This is a genomic window from Brevibacillus sp. JB24b (genome assembly GCF_051713385.1).
Classification (GTDB): Bacteria; Bacillota; Bacilli; order Brevibacillales; family Brevibacillaceae; genus Brevibacillus_B; species Brevibacillus_B laterosporus.
The window spans coordinates 1,013,923-1,031,002 of record NZ_JBNVQV010000001.1 but is presented as its reverse complement, the minus strand read 5'-3'; the positions used below and the strand labels follow the sequence as shown (position 1 = coordinate 1,031,002).

The 17,080-nt window shown below is 40.6% G+C and carries 15 protein-coding genes and 1 pseudogene; 3 read left to right on the top strand and 13 right to left on the bottom strand.

Annotation, left to right across the window (positions count from 1 at the left end; translation table 11 throughout):
• Window positions 1–66: 66 nt before the first annotated feature.
• Both treC and treP read right to left on the bottom strand, forming a co-directional pair.
• Window positions 67–1,746, bottom strand: a complete 1,680-nt coding sequence (treC, locus tag ACQV1I_RS05420; protein ID WP_116333036.1) for an alpha,alpha-phosphotrehalase — start codon at window positions 1,744–1,746, stop codon at window positions 67–69.
• A 74-nt stretch (window positions 1,747–1,820) separates the two neighbouring features.
• Complete coding sequence (gene treP, locus ACQV1I_RS05415) at window positions 1,821–3,263, bottom strand: PTS system trehalose-specific EIIBC component (protein WP_116333034.1); 1,443 nt, start codon at window positions 3,261–3,263, stop codon at window positions 1,821–1,823.
• Window positions 3,264–3,665: 402 nt separating this feature from the next.
• Between treP and ACQV1I_RS05410 the strand changes: the two are divergent.
• A pseudogene (locus ACQV1I_RS05410) lies at window positions 3,666–4,035 on the top strand (VOC family protein).
• Window positions 4,036–4,042: 7 nt separating this feature from the next.
• Here the strand turns inward: ACQV1I_RS05410 and treR are convergent.
• Window positions 4,043–4,753, bottom strand: coding sequence for a trehalose operon repressor (treR, locus tag ACQV1I_RS05405; protein ID WP_094702559.1), 711 nt, complete (start codon window positions 4,751–4,753; stop codon window positions 4,043–4,045).
• Window positions 4,754–4,951: 198 nt separating this feature from the next.
• On the opposite strand from treR, the gene ACQV1I_RS05400 reads away from it, so the two are divergent.
• Complete coding sequence (locus ACQV1I_RS05400) at window positions 4,952–5,602, top strand: Gfo/Idh/MocA family protein (protein ID WP_116333032.1); 651 nt, start codon at window positions 4,952–4,954, stop codon at window positions 5,600–5,602.
• Entirely contained in the window at window positions 5,562–5,771 is a 210-nt protein-coding gene (locus ACQV1I_RS05395) for an IS3 family transposase (protein ID WP_116333030.1), read from the top strand. The genes ACQV1I_RS05400 and ACQV1I_RS05395 overlap by 41 nt, the downstream gene beginning before the upstream one ends.
• A gap of 264 nt (window positions 5,772–6,035) precedes the next feature.
• On the opposite strand, the gene ACQV1I_RS05390 is transcribed toward ACQV1I_RS05395, so the two are convergent.
• The 10 genes from ACQV1I_RS05390 to ACQV1I_RS05345 all read right to left on the bottom strand — a co-directional run bounded on the left by ACQV1I_RS05390 (window position 6,036) and on the right by ACQV1I_RS05345 (window position 16,857).
• On the bottom strand, window positions 6,036–7,505 hold the full coding sequence (locus ACQV1I_RS05390; protein ID WP_116333028.1) for a lytic polysaccharide monooxygenase: 1,470 nt from the start codon (window positions 7,503–7,505) through the stop codon (window positions 6,036–6,038).
• A gap of 357 nt (window positions 7,506–7,862) precedes the next feature.
• On the bottom strand, window positions 7,863–8,591 hold the full coding sequence (locus ACQV1I_RS05385; protein ID WP_376786100.1) for a lytic polysaccharide monooxygenase: 729 nt from the start codon (window positions 8,589–8,591) through the stop codon (window positions 7,863–7,865).
• Between the two features lie 394 nt (window positions 8,592–8,985).
• Window positions 8,986–9,801 carry a glycosyl hydrolase family 8 gene (locus tag ACQV1I_RS05380; RefSeq protein WP_236645675.1) on the bottom strand — a complete coding sequence of 272 codons (816 nt, stop codon included), beginning with the start codon at window positions 9,799–9,801 and terminating at the stop codon, window positions 8,986–8,988.
• Window positions 9,802–9,834: 33 nt separating this feature from the next.
• A complete protein-coding gene (locus ACQV1I_RS05375) occupies window positions 9,835–10,818 on the bottom strand; it encodes an ABC transporter substrate-binding protein (protein WP_116333026.1) in 984 nt (327 codons plus the stop codon).
• A 141-nt stretch (window positions 10,819–10,959) separates the two neighbouring features.
• A complete protein-coding gene (locus tag ACQV1I_RS05370; RefSeq protein ID WP_147304243.1) occupies window positions 10,960–11,235 on the bottom strand; it encodes a hypothetical protein in 276 nt (91 codons plus the stop codon).
• Window positions 11,236–11,253: 18 nt separating this feature from the next.
• A complete protein-coding gene (locus ACQV1I_RS05365; protein ID WP_116333024.1) occupies window positions 11,254–11,598 on the bottom strand; it encodes a hypothetical protein in 345 nt (114 codons plus the stop codon).
• Window positions 11,599–11,643: 45 nt separating this feature from the next.
• Window positions 11,644–13,257 carry an AraC family transcriptional regulator gene (locus ACQV1I_RS05360; RefSeq protein ID WP_116333022.1) on the bottom strand — a complete coding sequence of 538 codons (1,614 nt, stop codon included), beginning with the start codon at window positions 13,255–13,257 and terminating at the stop codon, window positions 11,644–11,646.
• Window positions 13,258–13,362: 105 nt separating this feature from the next.
• Window positions 13,363–14,382 carry an ABC transporter substrate-binding protein gene (locus ACQV1I_RS05355; protein WP_116333020.1) on the bottom strand — a complete coding sequence of 340 codons (1,020 nt, stop codon included), beginning with the start codon at window positions 14,380–14,382 and terminating at the stop codon, window positions 13,363–13,365.
• Window positions 14,383–14,667: 285 nt separating this feature from the next.
• Window positions 14,668–15,621 carry an L-threonine 3-dehydrogenase gene (locus ACQV1I_RS05350; RefSeq protein ID WP_116333018.1) on the bottom strand — a complete coding sequence of 318 codons (954 nt, stop codon included), beginning with the start codon at window positions 15,619–15,621 and terminating at the stop codon, window positions 14,668–14,670.
• A gap of 45 nt (window positions 15,622–15,666) precedes the next feature.
• Window positions 15,667–16,857 carry a glycine C-acetyltransferase gene (locus tag ACQV1I_RS05345; protein ID WP_116333016.1) on the bottom strand — a complete coding sequence of 397 codons (1,191 nt, stop codon included), beginning with the start codon at window positions 16,855–16,857 and terminating at the stop codon, window positions 15,667–15,669.
• Between the last annotated feature and the right edge of the window lie 223 nt (window positions 16,858–17,080).

The following is a 17,080-nucleotide window of genomic DNA, read 5'->3' as shown; positions in this document are numbered from 1 at the left end:
AAACAAAATGCCCATTTCCCATTTCAATCTGGAACTGGGATGTGAGCATTCTGTTTCAAAGCTACCTTACTTTATTAAAATCGCAAGCGACTCATATGGACGCAATGTGAATTCATCCAGTGTTGCCGGCACATCTGGATAGTTGGTCAGAATAACCTCCCTATGTGCTTTTCTATCGATATCCTTCGGCAGTACAAATTCTGTTGGTTCAGCATAAAAATTACTAATCACTACTACCTGCTCAGAACCATATTGGCGAACATAGGCATATATCTGGGGATGCTCTGGATACAGCATGGTAAAATCACCATATGCAATGACATCATGTTTTTTGCGTAGCTGGATCAATTTTTGATAGTGATACCAGATGGAATTCTGATCCTCCTGTGCTCGCTGTGCATTGATTGACAGATAATTATTAGCTACGTTAATCCAAGGAGTACCTGCCGTGAATCCACCATTTGAAGCATCCGACCATTGCATTGGTGTACGTGAATTATCTCTGGATTTTTGTTTGATCGCCTTCATTATCTCCTGCTCAGAAATGCCTGTCTCACGGAGCAAATGGTAAGCGTTAATTGTTTCTACATCACGGTAATCCTCGATATTAGCATACCCAGGATCAGTCATGCCAAACTCTTCACCCTGATAGATGTAGGGAGTACCTTGCATAAAATGAAGAGCGGTCCCCAGCATTTTCGCAGATTCATTATGATATTTCTGATCATCACCAAAACGAGTAACTACACGCGGCTGATCGTGATTGCACCAGAACAATGCATTCCAGCCTTCACCTGCTTGCATTCCAACCTGCCATTCATTGAGAATGCTCTTTAATTTTGCAAAGTCAAACTCACCTGTAGCCCACTTTTGTCCGTTCGGATAGTCGACCTTCAAATGATGAAAATTAAAGACCATACTTAGTTCTCTCTCGTCTGGATTGGTATAACGGATGCAATTATCAATCGTTGTAGACGACATTTCTCCTACTGTCAATATCTCTGGATAATGAGCAAAAACCTGCTCATTCATTTCTTTTAAATATTCGTGGATGCGAGGACCATCAGTATAAAAGCGTCGTCCATCCTCCATTGGGCTTTGTAGCGTATCGTTTTGGAAAGTCTGATCCTTGGAGATAACATTAATTACATCTAAGCGGAAACCATCAACGCCTTTTTTCAGCCAAAAGTGCATCATATCATAAATTTCGCGTCGTAGAGTAGGGTTCTCCCAATTCAAATCAGCTTGCGTCACGTCGTACAAATGCAGATAGTATTGCTCTGTTTGTTCATCCCATTCCCAAGCATTCCCACCAAATTTGGATTGCCAGTTCGTTGGAGGATTGCCATCTACACCATCTTTCCAAATATAATAGTCACGATACGGGTTATCTTTGGAAGACCTTGCTTGTTTAAACCATTCATGTTCAATAGATGTATGGTTCACTACGATATCCATAATCAGCTTGATCTTCCGTTGATGAGCTTCATGTAACAGCTGTTCAAACGATTCCATAGTTCCGTACTCAGGATTGATCGTATAATAATCGCTGATGTCGTAGCCATTATCTTTTTGTGGAGATGCATAAATAGGAGTTAACCAGATCACATCCACACCTAATTGCTGTAAATAATCTAATTGTCGAGTAATTCCTTCCAAATCTCCGATACCATTCCCTGTTGTATCAAGAAAGCTTTTTGGATAAATCTGATACACAACCGCTTTCTTCCACCATGTTTCTTGCATTGCTTACACCACCATTTTCGTAAAGCTTAGTCTCGTTGTATGTGCACTACTTACGTGTCATAGTAAGTTACTTGTTACGCTACGGCCTTTGTCCCCTTCTCTTCTACCTTTTTGCTGCGCATTTTGCCAAAAATAATAGTAAGGACAAAAGGTACAACTAATGCGACTGCCATTCCGACAAAGAACGGTCCCCAGTTTTGTGGGAAGATGGACAAGAAGCCTGGCAAACCACCTACACCAATTGAAGCGGCTTTTACCTTATTTATCGTAATGTATACGGCACCGAGTGCAGATCCAATCATCGCAGCGATAAATGGATAGCGTAACCGTAGATTTACCCCGAACATAGCTGGTTCCGTAATTCCTAGGAAAGCAGAAATCGCTGATGTAAGTGACAATCCCTTGCCCTTTTCGTCACGGATCAAAAGCATCGTAGCTAATGAAGCAGAGCCCTGAGCAATATTAGAAAGTACTAGAATTGGCCATAAGAAGGTTCCGCCTACACTTGCGATCAATTGCAAATCTACAGCAAGGAAGGTATGATGCATGCCTGTTACAACCAGCAAGGCATAGAATCCACCATAAATGAGACCACCAACCCCTGCAAAATTATCAAAAATGCTCACAAAGGCATTAGTAATTACATTTCCGATTGAAAAGGTTAACGGACCGATCACGATGAATGACAGGAAGCCTGTTACTAATAACGTCACAGGAGCTACTAATAATAGCTTAAAAGCGTCTGGTACACGTTTATTCATGAATTGTTCTATCTTCGCTAAACAAAACGCTGAAACAAGAACAGGTAACACTTGACCTTGATACCCAATTTTTTCAATACTTAAGCCAAATAAATTCCAGTATGGCACCGTTCCTTTTGCAACCGCATCTCCGTATCCCCAAGCATTTAATAAATCGGGGTGAATGAGCATTAATCCAAGCACCATCCCAAGAAGCTCACTACCACCAAAGCGTTTTGCAGCAGACCAGCCGATTAATGCCGGCAAGAATACGAAGGACGTATTGGCAATGAGATTAATGATATCTGCTAAATCCTTCCATTGGGCATATACCTGAATCAGTGATTGCTCTGGGAAAAAGATCCCTTTTCCTGTCAAAACATTATTAATCCCCATTAGCAAACCAGCGGTCACAATTGCAGGTAAGATTGGAATGAAAATATCAGCTAATGTTTTAATTGCTCTTTGTATCGGATTTAAATTTTTTTCCGTAGCATCCTTGAGCTCCTGCTTAGAAGCCTTATCTAAACTAGTAAGCTCTAATAAATGAGCATAAGCTTTTTCAACCAGACCAGGACCAATTACAACCTGAAACTGTCCATTGGCAGAAAAGGACCCTTTTACCAGATCAAGAGTATCTAGCTCTTCCTTCTGGACCTTCCCCTCATCTAGCAAAGCAAGACGTAAGCGCGTTACACAATGTGAAGCGGTTACAATATTTTCTTTACCGCCAAGTGCTTCAATGATCTCCTCTACGGACTTTTTGCTAACACTCATAGATGTACCTCCCTTTGGAATCGCTTTCATCCTTGTTTATTGACCTTAGTATAACTTGTATAAACAAGTTTGTAAACACTTGTTTATACAAGTTATACTAAATAAATTATTCTTAGGATACCACTAGTCAATGTTCTTCATTTCTTTATAAAGACACCAATACGGCTAGAATGCAGACTAAAAACAGCCGGCTCACTATAACGTGGTGATAACCAGCTGTTTGGTTGACCCATTATCTTACAATTTATACTGACTGATACTTCCCTGAAAGTAACACTGAAGCATTTTCATTTCATTTGAAAAAAAACAGGATGAAATATGTTGATTAGCGAAATCGGTAATCTTACAATCGAGATCGTTTTATAAAGAAGGTCATATTTGATGTAAGACAAGGGGCTTCTTATGAGAATGTTGGGAGTCATTCCAGCATTACCTGTGACAGACATTGTGAAAAGCGGGGATTTTTATCATGATAAACTTGGTTTTACCCTAGTCTGTCACGAGGAAGGATTCGCTATTGTTGAGTGTAATCATGTTCAAATTCATCTTTGGGTAGCCACTGATGAGAGCTGGCGTACTCGTAACGTTCTCTCCCCGATCGTTTCAGGTGCAGAATCGTTTCTTGCAGGTACAACCAGCTGTCGAAGATATTGACGAACTTTATCAGCGTACTCAACCGCTGGGTATCCTACCCTCCAATGGTCATCTAAGAGATCAGCCGTGGGGTGATCGCGACTTCAGCGTACTAGACCCGGACAATAACCTCATTTAACTATGATTTATCGCCTCCGTGCGAAATCAGTAAACACAAACCGATCTGGACGATGGCGCGACTCTGTGTACTCAAATATCGAACCGTCATACAAATGCACATAGTTGCGAACCACTACGACAAATCCAAATGCTTTCATATCCAGATATTCTCTGTCTTTTCCTGTCGCTTGCTCTACTTGAATCACTCTTTGTGCAAACCCAATTTTTAATTCCAAATCATGCTCGATATACTCATAAATGGACTTCTCAGCTATTTCAGGAGTCAAGCCTTCACATTTTTCTTTGCTAAAATAGTTAATATCTAATATGACTCTTTCCCCATCCAGCTTTCTTACACGATATAAATGATAAACGTTTATACCATTTGGAAGATGAGTTTTTTGCTCCAATTTTTCATCAATAACAAGCTCCGTAAAGAAAGGAACAGTTGTAGAAAAGACCTGTCCACTATTTTCATTAGCTTCTTTAAAACTGACCAATCCACCAAAGGAAAAGCTAATCGTATTTTGATCTAAAACAAAGACACCTTTCCCATGCATGCTGTTGACAAGTCCTTCTTCTGCTAGCATATCCAAAGCACGGCGAATCGTACCTCTACTAGTCTCAAACTTTTTGCAAAAATCATTTTCAGAAGGTAATTTTTCCCCTGGTGGATACACTCCTTCAATAATTCCCTGTCTAATCTCCTCGTAGATAGCAAGATATCTCCTATTCATTATTCGTTCCTCCGTGTATCTGTAGCCCTATCAGTGCTTTTTTCTATACTCTCTTATCCATACTACCAGAAGTTGTTAGGGATGAAAAAGAAATGGATGTAAATGACAAAATCGACTATAGACAATCATATCTATTTCTAGGATGATAGATATTTTCTTTATAATGTGTGAAACAGAAAGATAAGGAGAGGACTTGCTATGTCGACATCTAAATTAAAAGTGGGGATTATTGGAACAGGCTTTGGTGCCTCAGTCCATGCTCCGCTTTTTCAGGCTCATCCACAGTTTGAGGTAATTGCAATTACGAGTGTATCAGGAAGAAACACTGAGCAAGTCAGAAAAGCAACAGGCATCTCGAATATTTATTCCGATTGGAAAACCATGTTAACCTCAGAAGCTCTCGATCTTGTTTCTGTTACTTCAGCACAGTATCAGCACAAAGAGATGGTTTGTGACGCCTTTGCTCATGGGTATCATGTGCTATGCGAAAAGCCAATGGCACTCAATCTCAATGAGGCACAAGAAATGATTGCTGCACGTGATCACGCAAATCGATTCGGAGCCATCAACTTTGAATTCAGATATCTACCCGCTCGGTCAAAGGTGAAAGAAATCATCGAAAGCGGACAATTAGGCCGAATTATACATATTCGTTACCAAGGAAACGCCTTAAATTATCTTTCTCACCATTCAGGCTATAAAAGCTGGAAAGAAGATAAAGCGTTAGGGGGAGGCACACTTAACTCAATCGGTTCCCACATGATTGATTCCATACAATGGTGGTTTCAAGAACCAATAGCCTCCGTTTTTGGACAAACTCCTATCCACTCTCCTGAACGCCTGTATTGAGGGATTCTTTGGGCATCTAAAAACAGAGTGTTTGTATCTTCATTCGTTTCAAACAGATAAAGAAGTGGAAGAAGCTCTCCACGGTTACATTAATTTCTATAATCAGCAACGGTTTCAATCTCGATTAAAAAACCTGAGTCCGATAGAATACCGAACTCAGGTTGCCTAGATGGGGCTTGTTTAAAGTTGTCTACTTGACAGGGGTAAGATCAGAGTCATCGGATAACCTTGGGGATTTTTCCAATGTCTACTCCAAGGGGTGCACTTCAATTAAGATGGGCGCTTAATTTCTTGGTGTTGCCATTATTGTTATTTCTCCTTATCGTGTAAACATTCTGTCCTAGCACGCCTCGGCAAATACAAAAAGGGACCATTCAAGCAAGCTATTGAATGGTCCCTTTCTCTTATCCTATTCTGTTACTGCCCAAACTACTTACTGTACGAGTGTCCATACAGATGATGTACTAGGCTCTTCCCCTTTTGTCCACCATTCTGCTTGATATGTTTTACCCTCGTAGGAGACTTTTGCTCCACCCTGGTATGCTTTCTCGCTGTTCCATTTTTGTACGACATCGCCCACTTGTTTCCATACATCAGAGCTGTCGGGACGGTCACCGCGAGTCCACCATTGTGCTTCATATTCTACGCCTTCATATATAACTCGATCGCCATTATTATAAACATTGTCTTTGTTCCATGTATCACCGGTGTTCCCATCCTGCTCTTTTTCAGTACGCACTGTTACTTTTTGAGAGAAAGCAGATTTATTACCAGCATGGTCAACAGCTACCACCATATAAGAATATGTTGTGTCTGCTTTTAAATCCTTGTCTGTAAACGTTGTTTCTCTAGTCGTTCCTACAAGTCCGCCATCACGATACACTTCATAGGCGTGAATCCCATGAGGAGCTGTGGAAGCTGTCCAACTCAAATCAATTGTAGATTTGGTTTTTGCAGGCGAAACAAGATTACCTGGTGCTGTTGGCAATTCTACTTGTTCGTCTTCTTTACTTGTTTTCACTGTGAACGGCTTGGACAGTTCAGATTTATTTCCAGCAAAATCAACGGAACGAACTGTGTATGTGTAAGCTGTATCAAGAGTCAATTCTTTATCTTCAAAATACGCTTGGCTAGTTGTACCTACTAGACGACCATTACGATATACTTCATATTCTTTGATCCCCTCAGAAGCTGTCGAGGCTGACCAGCGCAACTCGATACTTGTTGTTGTCTGTCCTGGAGAGGTCAAGTTGCTAGGAATTGTCGGTAATTGTACCTCTGGCTCTGTTGGGTTACCATCGTTTTTCAAATTTACGTCGATGGCTTGATAAAAAGCATTCCCTGTGTCAGCGATTTCCCATACACCAAGAATGATATGGTAGCCACTTCGATCGGTCGGTACATTAACGTTGTGAGACACTGATTTAGGCGGAACTTTTCCACCATCGTTAAATTTTGCAATGAGCTCAAGATCATCGCGGCCTAATGGTTTGTTCGGATTCCAATCTTTTTTCGTTATATAATATTTCCAGTCACCTGTAGAATGTGGAGCAGTCAAATACCATGTAAAAGTGTTTTTTCCGCCCTTCATGTCTACTTTTTTCCATCTACTATCTGTTTGAGCGAAGAGTTCCGTATATTTTCCTGCCCCTGTGATCTCACCATCCTTAGGCCCAGATTGTGGAAAATTACCTTTCCCTTCTACACTTTGCGGTTCATATTGAATTTGACCGCAACCAACATTTTGTCCTTGCTTACACAGCAAAGCTCTACTCGTTGGTGATTCAATGTAACCATGTGCTGACGCACTACTTGCAAATACCATCGTACCAGCCATAGCTGCCAGCGTTATTCCAAAAGCTACAGAGCTCTTCCCAAAAACCGTTTTCCATTGCAAAGCCATTCTGTCTACCTCCTAGTATGTGATGTTCTAGGTTATACGAAATACTTTGTAACATTTGTTATTTTATTAAAATTGGTAGCATTTTAGATAGATTCTTTACGACTGAATCATCACACTACAATAGTCACATTTTAAAACGGCTCATTTTTTAAAGCGGAGAACTGATTTTTGAACAAAAGGTAGTAAAAAGATGGAAACTCTCAACATTTCCTGTATGCGCTTTCTATGTACACTACTTTAGGCTGAAAGAACTACATTTATGTTATTACTAAACTATTTTTTTTGCATAGGTTTTTTGACTCAAAAAAACCGAATATTAGGCGTTTTAGTGACACCCATTATTCGGTCTATACCTAATCAGTATGGTGCGCGCAAATCATCAGCAAACCATTGATCACGCGGCAGAATACTTCCCTGTGTAATTTGTTGTACCGTAGAAAAGATAGGACTTACCTTTCCCATTTGAGGAGCTTGTTGGTCTACAGTAGCCTTGCTCAAATCAATAGAGACTTGCTCAGTAGCAGCGCTTTTGACCAGATTAACGTCTATCACTTGATAAAAAGCATTCGTGGTATCCGCAATCTCCCACACGGCCAGAATAAGATGATAACCACTGTGATCAGTTGGTACATTACATGTATGAGTCACCGTAGTACCAGGTCTGTTCCCACCATCGTAATAGTAACAAAACGGAACTATGTCTAAGTCGGAGCGAGCAAGTGGTTTATTGGGATTCCAGCCATTTTTCGTAATGTAATACTTCCACTCCTTCGTGCTATGCGATGCTGTCAATCTCCACTTAAACGTATTGGCTCCACCATGCATTGTTACCTTCTTCCAACGATCAGCGGTTTGTGTATACAGATCGGGATAGCGTCCGGCCCCTGTGATTTGTCCATCCGGTGGGCCAGATTGTGGAAAGGACCCTTCCCCTTCTACGCTCTGAGGCTCATACTGAATGGGACCACAATTAATGTTTTTGTCTTGTTTACACATATAAGCTCGGCTTGTAGGTGATTCAACATAGCCGTGAGCTGATACACGTTCAGCAACGAACATAGCCCCTGCTATCATTAATACCAGCATCCCAAAAGCAACACATACCTTGATTGCCATCCTGCTCATAACGCTCTGTTCTGTCATTTAATGACCTCCCATGATGTGGTAAAGCAAAGTTCTGACACGGCCGAAATGCTCACCTCCGTTTATAACATTAGTGATATTATAAAAATGAAAGTCATTGTTTAGAACGTATACAAACTATTTTTTGACAATTTATTAGCGTTTTGATATTTTTTGCTACATTTGCGAGGTGTAATTACCTAATTATTCTGTCAACCGCCAATTTCCTGAAGCTATGATCATAGTCAATAAGCGGATACTATTGTCAAAATACTCATTTGACTTGATGGAAGAGCTAGCCATATGTGGTAGGCGCCAAGGTACTCGACACGCATTGTAATAGTAGTTACCATCATTCTTATCTTCTAATAAATTTGGAGGGGCAGGCACATAGGAGGACGATTTTTTTAACAGCGAAATCTGGCAATAGTCCAGCCTTAGGGCTATTTTTTGTATAGAGGGTATTCTGAATATGATACGTTTTATCAATGACCTTACTCCATTTACTATTACCGGTCGCTTGTTCAAAGGCCTTTAAATGACTCAACATGAAGTCTGAAGTACGTGTCGCTTTACCGTATTTGCTGTCGCTATTATCTGCCCAATCCCCCAGTTTTAAAATTCCCTCCGAATAATTGACTTCGTGTTTCATGATGGCATTGATTACATTTTTGGCTTGGGAAAGATAATTGATTTCTCCAGAGCTACCCCACTGTTTGTCCGCTAATAACAAAGCATAGGCGATGTCCATATCTCCATCCGTGGCTGCCTCATTACCTCCATCTGGGTTGTCAATGATGTTTCCTTTGCTATCTTTCACTTGTTGCCAAGCCATTAAAGCGGAATTAAAGACACTAGGATGAGCTTTGTAATAACGGTACAAACCGTCAAAATAAGTTTTAGCTTCAGAATCATGTCCTGCCATCAGAACTGTTGCCAGCATCCCATATCCATGACCTTCTGAAGAAGAAACGGCATTGTCTGGTTCAACCGTCTTTTCTAAATTGTAAAATACATAGTACTGATTGCTTGCCTTTGGATTCTTCTTTATATACCTTTCCTTCCACTCGTCGTATATACGTCGTACGTCATTATCCAACTCAGCTTGACTAACATGACTAGGCTTAATAGAGCCCGATACATATTCGGTATGTTGAGGAAATGGTCTAGCCACATTCGCGAGCAATGTCTCTTAGCATTTATCGAATTATTTTTTGTGAGATTTCTCAAGTAACTCTGCAACTTTTTCTACTTGAGCTTTAATCGCAATCGGATCATACGGCCAAAAATAGTCTGTATCTAAATCAAAGACACGGTTGTTCTTTACTGCTTCTAACGAGTTCCAAAATGAACCATTTCTCTGGAATTGTCCGTTTTTTCCTGATTCCAAAAATATATAATCCCCGGCAAACTCAGGAATCGTTTCAAATGAGATTACTTTAAAATCCTCTTTTGCATCAATTAGCTTCTGAACTCGCGGGGGAGGAGTTAATTCCAGATGTTTGTATATAGCTTGAACTCCACGCCATATCCCAAAGGAATAGACATATATTTCTTTGTTAAACTCCCCCATAACAGAAACGGTCTCATTCTTAGCAACAATCCCTTTAATTTTTTCCTTAGCGGCCTTTACTGTTTCATTAAACTCGGCAATCCAAGCTTCGGCTTCCTTTTGCTTTCCAAGGAGCTCTCCAAACGTTTTTATTTCGTCCCGTGCATCATTAAAGGTATTATAGGGGTAAACAACTGTGGGTGCTATTTTACTTAACTGCTCATACATAACAGGATCATCAGATAAGGTGACGATAAGATCAGGATTTAGTGCTAGTATTTTTTCTACACTACCCAATTCGATTTGGCCAATATCTTCAATTCCCGCAGTAAGATGCTTAACGTGTGGAGAATCGATATCCCACTTGGGAGCGCCAACTGGTTTCACATTAAACGCAAGAAAAGTACCCAAATAACCCTGAGCTATCACCCGTTTTGGCTCCGCTGGTATCGTAATATCCCCTTTAATGGTTGTAATCACCCTAGTGGGTTGCTTTTGTTTTCCATTTTCATTTGCTGTCAGTAGAGGCTGTGCTTCATTCTGATTCGTTTCTCGATTTGCATGGGTGCAAGCGGTCAATACTATCATGAGCAAAGCAAGCATGGTCCCTATCCATAGCTTTCTTCTTACCATCCACATCTTTTTCTACTCCTCTTTGAAATAGGCTTGGTTTTAGCTTTAAACAAATGATAATCATTATCATTAACTTCCATGTTCATCATAACAAGTAAGCGTAAAGCCGTCTATTTCAAAAAGTTATCATTTGGGTATGGATAAATGTTAGAATTTGTTACCTGAAACCAACAAATCTACTTGTTTATCCAACTGTCTCTCCAGTAAAAGACCATCACAGCACCAAAACTCTTCTAGTCTAAGAGGATAAATTCGATCTCGTCGAACGGCAGGTAGATTGCTCCACCCCGCGCTGCTAGACACTTGTTTCTTCATCTCTTGGTAAGAACCATTGCCTTCACACACCACAACAAACATATGATCAGCAGCATATTCCGGCAGGGATGCCTCTGAAATATACAGATGATTGCTTGGATTTAGCACTTCTTGTTGTACACGTACCTAAGGAAGAAATTCAGTCATCCAGCCGCTTGGAGGCAAATGATCATGATTCTTGCCATATCGTATATTTTCTTCCGTATATTCGACAAGCTCATAATACTCAAAACCAACTTGATAAACCAGAGGAGCAGTATCCTCATTATACTCCACTGTTATTGCATCATTCGGACGTAAGAACATGACGTTTCCCTTTGATAGTTGATAAAGGGTTGTGCCGATTACGATTTGAATCTGCCCTAGAGTAGTAAGTAAAGTCGGTGTTTCAGCCGTAAACGTGATAGAAGATACGCCATCCTCCCATAAAAATACCTGTGATTTCTTTACGATCTGTATAGAAGAATCCAAGATGCATCTCCTCCATCACTTCCGGTGTTTAGTATCCATGTAAAATTAATAAGCAAGCACCCTCATCACATCATCAATCTTCCTGCTATTGGCAATAACTCCATGGCTCATCCATGTCATGAAATCCACCTCATACACACGGTTTTTCTGAACAGCCGGAATGGATTGCCAAGTGGGATGATATAGTTGCTTTTTTTCTGCATCTTCACCTTCATCATGCCATTTGTCAAATGTGTAGAATAGATGATCTGCGTCCAACTCAGAAAGGTCTTCCCATGACAAGCATCTTCTCTCAGATACTCCTCTTAATTGGCTAACGAGTGGATGTGGTTTCATCCCCAAATCTCGATATAATACAGGACCCGTGTAAAGGTAATCTATACTAATATAATTGGCTGATACCCGCAGGAAAGCAAATGTCTGTCCTTTTACAGATCGAGACAATACTTCTTTAGCCTTTGCGACTTTATTCTCATACTGCATAATTACTTGCTCTGCTATATTGGTCCGCCCTAGCATATCCGCCACGGTACGCAATGTGGAACGCCAATCATCCACAGGGTGATGAATGACACTAGTACGTGCAATCTGCCGACATTGATCGTAGATACCTGCTAAGCCTTGACCCCCTTGTCTGACCATAATAAAGTCTGGGTTGTAGTGGGATAATTGATGAATGTCCTCTGTCAGGACATCATGCGTCGGGATATGCTGTAAACCAAGATAATCCAGCTTCCCCCATCCCCCATGCGACCACTGTACAATCGGAGTTACACCTAATGCCAGTAAATAATCCTCCAAAAACAATGATACGATCCGAAGGTCGCTACGCTGATTATCCCGGTATTGTCCTGGGGCTACACCAACCATTTGTTTAAAACGACGATTAAAATAGAATTCATTGTTGAATCCAACCTGCTCTGCTATTTCATGAATCCGATCGTCCGTCCTACTAAGTAATTGTTTAGCTCTGTCTATCCGCAATTTATTTACAAAATCAAGTGGAATATGCCCCGTCATTTCCTTAAAAATACGCGTATATTTATAACGAGCGACGTTAGCATCAGCCGCCAGTTGATCCACTGTCATCGGTTCATTATAATGTTTTCGCACATGTTCAACAGAGCGCTCCACCGCACGGCGTATGTCCAAATGACTCTGAGAAGTATTTTGTTGAAAAACGAAACGGAGTAATTCCTCAAAACGTACGTGGTTATAAAATCTTTCCATGTCATCAGCATCATTTCGATGACAATATATCGCTTCCACCAAATCAAGACATTTGGAAAAAGGAGAGCAAGTTACAGCTCCAAGGAAAGGAAATGAATCACTTCTCTCCTCCTTCTTCTGTGTTAAAAGAGAAGCTGTAGCTTGAATAGACAGCTTATTGAAAGTTAATTGATAGAAACATAGAGACGGCTCTACAGCTTGAATGAACAGAGATTGCTCTGGTCCAATTAAGAAGCAGCTTTCCCGATCCATCTGAAAGTGCTCTTCTTCTATTTTCAGCTTTCCCTTCCCATCAGTCACAACAATCAAGCTATAATTGCTTGTGTCATTATCTTTCTGGTGATGACCAGTAGGGAGCGTGCAATATTGGATATCTACTAAGAGAAAGAGGGCACTTGGACTACTTATCAAGCTTGCTACCTGGCTCATCATACCACTCCATTGATAATAATTCTCATTTAAAATATTATAAAACAAAAAAGAAAGTTCTTCAACATAAGCTGAAGCCTCTCTTCTTTAGCGCAGATAGACCTGCTATTTGGTTTTAGTAGAAAATATTTTTAGTACGTCATTAATCTTCATCGTATTAGCTTTAATTGACCCAGATTGCCAATGTGTTCTTTCCAATTGATACACATGCCCATTCTTAACCGCGGGCAAAGCCTTCCATAATGGGTTATCCAGTAATGCAAAAGCTTGTTTATTCTCCTGGGATGTCCATGTACCATTGGATGGGAATATAATAATATGATCAGCAGTAAACTCTGGTATCTTCTCTAATGACATAATTTCGTGAGTTACAATCTTTTTCACAGGCTCATATGGCTCTAATCCTAAATCTTCATAGATCATTCTTGTATAAGCGTTTTGGAGTCCAAAAAGAGCCAATGATGGCTTCTCACCAACATTTAAACGAATAACCGCTACTGTCTCCCTGCCTACTGACGAACTCAGCTTCTCTTTAGCATCAGTAACTTGTTTCTGGTACTCTTTCAATACACTTTCGGCCTTTTCAGGCATGCCTACTATATCTGCTACTCTTTTCAATGTTTCTACAGCATTTTTATTAATGGAATCTGGTACTCGATAAGTAGGAGCTACCTTGGAGTATGCTTCATATTTGGTCGCATCTACTCCTCCATCAACAATGATTAAATCAGGATTAGCTTCAATTAAAGCTTCTATACTGCCCGTTATATCGAATGTTGGTACATCTAATCCGAGATAATCCTGCTTACCCCATGCTGGATGGTACCATTGCACAATTGGAGTAATTCCTAATGCGACTAAAGGATCTTCCAAATAAATGCCGGCTATTCGTTCAGGATGGATCGGAATCTCCACTTCTCCAAACTCGTCCTTAACCACACGTGTTTGTGATTGCTTCGTTGTTTCCTTGTCATTGGCCTGACTCTCACTTTGCTGTCTATTCTCCACACTCTTCTGAGTCTGTGTAACTGCTTCCTGTGGTTGTTTTCCGCACCCAGCTACAAGGTACATCACGACAAGCAAAACAGCCACCCAAGCAGCCATGTTCCAACGTGACCTTATCATAATCCTTACCCTCTCCCATACAATTACGATTTGCCGAAAAAGCTTCTGTATGATAGTGATTATCATAATGATCATCTATGCTTTTCACAATGCACGTTCGCTACTATTTTTTATACAAACTCTTGTGAACGTACCCTGTAAGCTTATATGCATAGCTACTTTTTTCTCGTTCTACATGAAAATATAAAAAAAGCAGAGGATTATCTCCCCTGCTTTCTTTCATCCACACAATAGACGATCACACTATATCTGCTGTTCAGCTATTCCAGCTCTAGCTACTATCGCTTAGATGCCAGCTGCTACTTGCAATTTATCCCGAAGCTTAGCCAGCATATCAGTTGTCATTTTTTCTAAATTATATTCCGCCTTAAAGCCCCACTCCACTTTAGCCGCTGTGGCATCAATTGAATTTGGCCAACTGTCTGCAATACCTTGTCTAATTGGATCAACTTGGTAATTCATCTCAAATGTCGGAATATGCTTCTTGATCTCCTGTGCAATTTGCTCTGGCTCAAAGCTCATTGCTGTGACGTTAAAGGCGTTACGGTGTTGTAATGTAGACGCATCTGCTTCCATCAAATTAATAATAGCGTTGAGTGCATCTGGCATGTACATCATATCCATATAGGTACCTTTTTGAATGTATGAGGTGTAACGTCCATTTTTAATTGCCTCATAATAAATTTCTACAGCATAGTCGGTTGTTCCCCCACCTGGAGGTGTTACGTAGGAAATCAGCCCTGGGAAGCGTACACCGCGTGTATCTACTCCGAATTTTTGGTAGTAGTAATCACACAACAATTCTCCAGAAACCTTATTCACCCCATACATGGTAACAGGACGCTGAATTGTGTCCTGAGGTGTATTATCTTTTGGTGTTGTTGGCCCGAATGCACCGATTGAACTTGGTGTAAAAAATTGGCAATTAAGTTCTCTTGCTACTTCTAGTGCATTCACCAGTCCGCCCATGTTTAAATTCCAAGCGAGCAATGGCTTTGCTTCCGCTGTCGCAGACAACAGAGCTGCCAAATGCATAATGGTATCCACCTTGTACTTTGTAGCAATATCGTGCATAGCCTTTGCATCTGTTACATCTAAAATCTCAAATGGCCCCTCTTGCCCCTCAACCTGGCGAATATCAGTGGCAATCACGGATTCTGTTCCGTATACACTCCGTAATTTTGTGACCAATTCGGAGCCAATTTGTCCAAGCGCTCCTGTTACCATTATTCTTTTCATATGGGTTGACCCCTTTCGTCCTGTTGTTCCTTTTGCTCAGTAGGATTAAATGATTCCCATTTCCTTACCTACTTTTTTGTAAGTGGCCAACGCTTGATCTAACATTTCTTTCGTATGCGCCGCAGTTGGCATATTGCGGACACGTCCCGTTCCTTTAGCAACCGTTGGGAATACGATAGCTTTTGCATAAACGCCTTCTTCATACAATCGCTTACTAAATTCCTGTGTTTTTATTTCATCCCCAATAATGCAAGGTGTGATTGGAGTCTCGCTCTCTCCGATATTAAAACCGAGCTCTTTCAAACCCCTTTTCAGGTAATTACCATTCTCCCAGAGGCGATCATGTAATTCGGTGCTTTCTGTCAAAATGTTAATTGCTTTGGTAATCGCTGCGACATCTCCTGGTGTAAGTGCAGTGGAGAATAGGAAAGGTCTACTACGTACTTTAAGCCAATCAATTAGCTCTTGTTTACCAGCTACATAACCACCTACTACCCCAATCGCTTTTGACAGCGTTCCGATCTGGAAGTCTACCTTGTCAGATAAGCCAAAATGCTTAACGGTTCCCGCCCCTTTACCAAGAACGCCAGATCCATGAGCATCATCCACATACGTGATTAAATCGAATTCCTCAGCAATCTCTACAATTTCTGGTAGCTTGGCAATATCTCCATCCATAGAGAAAACACCATCTGTAATCACCATGATTTTATTGTACAGACCAGATTCCTTCGCCTCTTTTGCTTTTTGACGAAGATCATCCATGTCAGAATGGTTATAACGGATCGTTTTGGCTTTAGATAGACGGCATCCATCGATAATGGATGCATGGTTTAATTCATCTGATAGGATTGCATCATTTTTATCCATCACGGCTGAAATGGCAGCCATATTACAGTTAAACCCAGACTGGTAAGCAATAGCCGCCTCGGTATGTTTAAATTCTGCTAATGTGTTTTCTAAAGTAATATGGATATCCAATGTCCCGTTAATTGTACGAACAGCACCTGCTCCAACACCATACTTTGCAATCGCTTGGTATGCTGCTTCCTTCAAGCGTTCATCTGTTGCCAAACCCAGATAGTTGTTGGAAGAAAGGTTAACCAGTTTTTTGCCTTTAATGGTAATAACAGGCCCGTTGGCACTCTCCAAAGGATCAATAACGTTATATAGGCCCTTGCTTTTAAGTTCTGCTAAATTTCCTTGTAAAAACTCTTGCAACCCTCTGCTGGACATCCTTTTATCCCTCCATAGGTATCTTGGTTTTTTATCTTTTCATAAATACGATACTACCATTACATTTGGTAAGGAAGACAGGATTACCACTCTTCCCAGAGAAAACAAATGTCCTCACTGTACGTACATAATGATGTTGTTTTAACCGCGTAATCATCTTCCTATTCTAGTTTTAAAAGTACCACATGATCCCCATAATGTCCACACACCAAACACAATATTT

Coding starts and splice junctions, on each gene's coding strand:
- ACQV1I_RS05390 (WP_116333028.1), bottom strand. CDS start 7,505: ATGGCTTTGCAATGGAAAACGGTTTTTGGGAAGAGCTCTGTAGCTTTT.
- ACQV1I_RS05355 (WP_116333020.1), bottom strand. CDS start 14,382: ATGATAAGGTCACGTTGGAACATGGCTGCTTGGGTGGCTGTTTTGCTT.
- ACQV1I_RS05385 (WP_376786100.1), bottom strand. CDS start 8,591: ATGCTGGTATTAATGATAGCAGGGGCTATGTTCGTTGCTGAACGTGTA.
- treR (WP_094702559.1), bottom strand. CDS start 4,753: ATGAATAGGAGATATCTTGCTATCTACGAGGAGATTAGACAGGGAATT.
- treP (WP_116333034.1), bottom strand. CDS start 3,263: ATGAGTGTTAGCAAAAAGTCCGTAGAGGAGATCATTGAAGCACTTGGC.
- ACQV1I_RS05350 (WP_116333018.1), bottom strand. CDS start 15,621: ATGAAAAGAATAATGGTAACAGGAGCGCTTGGACAAATTGGCTCCGAA.
- treC (WP_116333036.1), bottom strand. CDS start 1,746: ATGCAAGAAACATGGTGGAAGAAAGCGGTTGTGTATCAGATTTATCCA.
- ACQV1I_RS05360 (WP_116333022.1), bottom strand. CDS start 13,257: ATGAGCCAGGTAGCAAGCTTGATAAGTAGTCCAAGTGCCCTCTTTCTC.
- ACQV1I_RS05400 (WP_116333032.1), top strand. CDS start 4,952: ATGTCGACATCTAAATTAAAAGTGGGGATTATTGGAACAGGCTTTGGT.
- ACQV1I_RS05375 (WP_116333026.1), bottom strand. CDS start 10,818: ATGTGGATGGTAAGAAGAAAGCTATGGATAGGGACCATGCTTGCTTTG.
- ACQV1I_RS05345 (WP_116333016.1), bottom strand. CDS start 16,857: ATGTCCAGCAGAGGGTTGCAAGAGTTTTTACAAGGAAATTTAGCAGAA.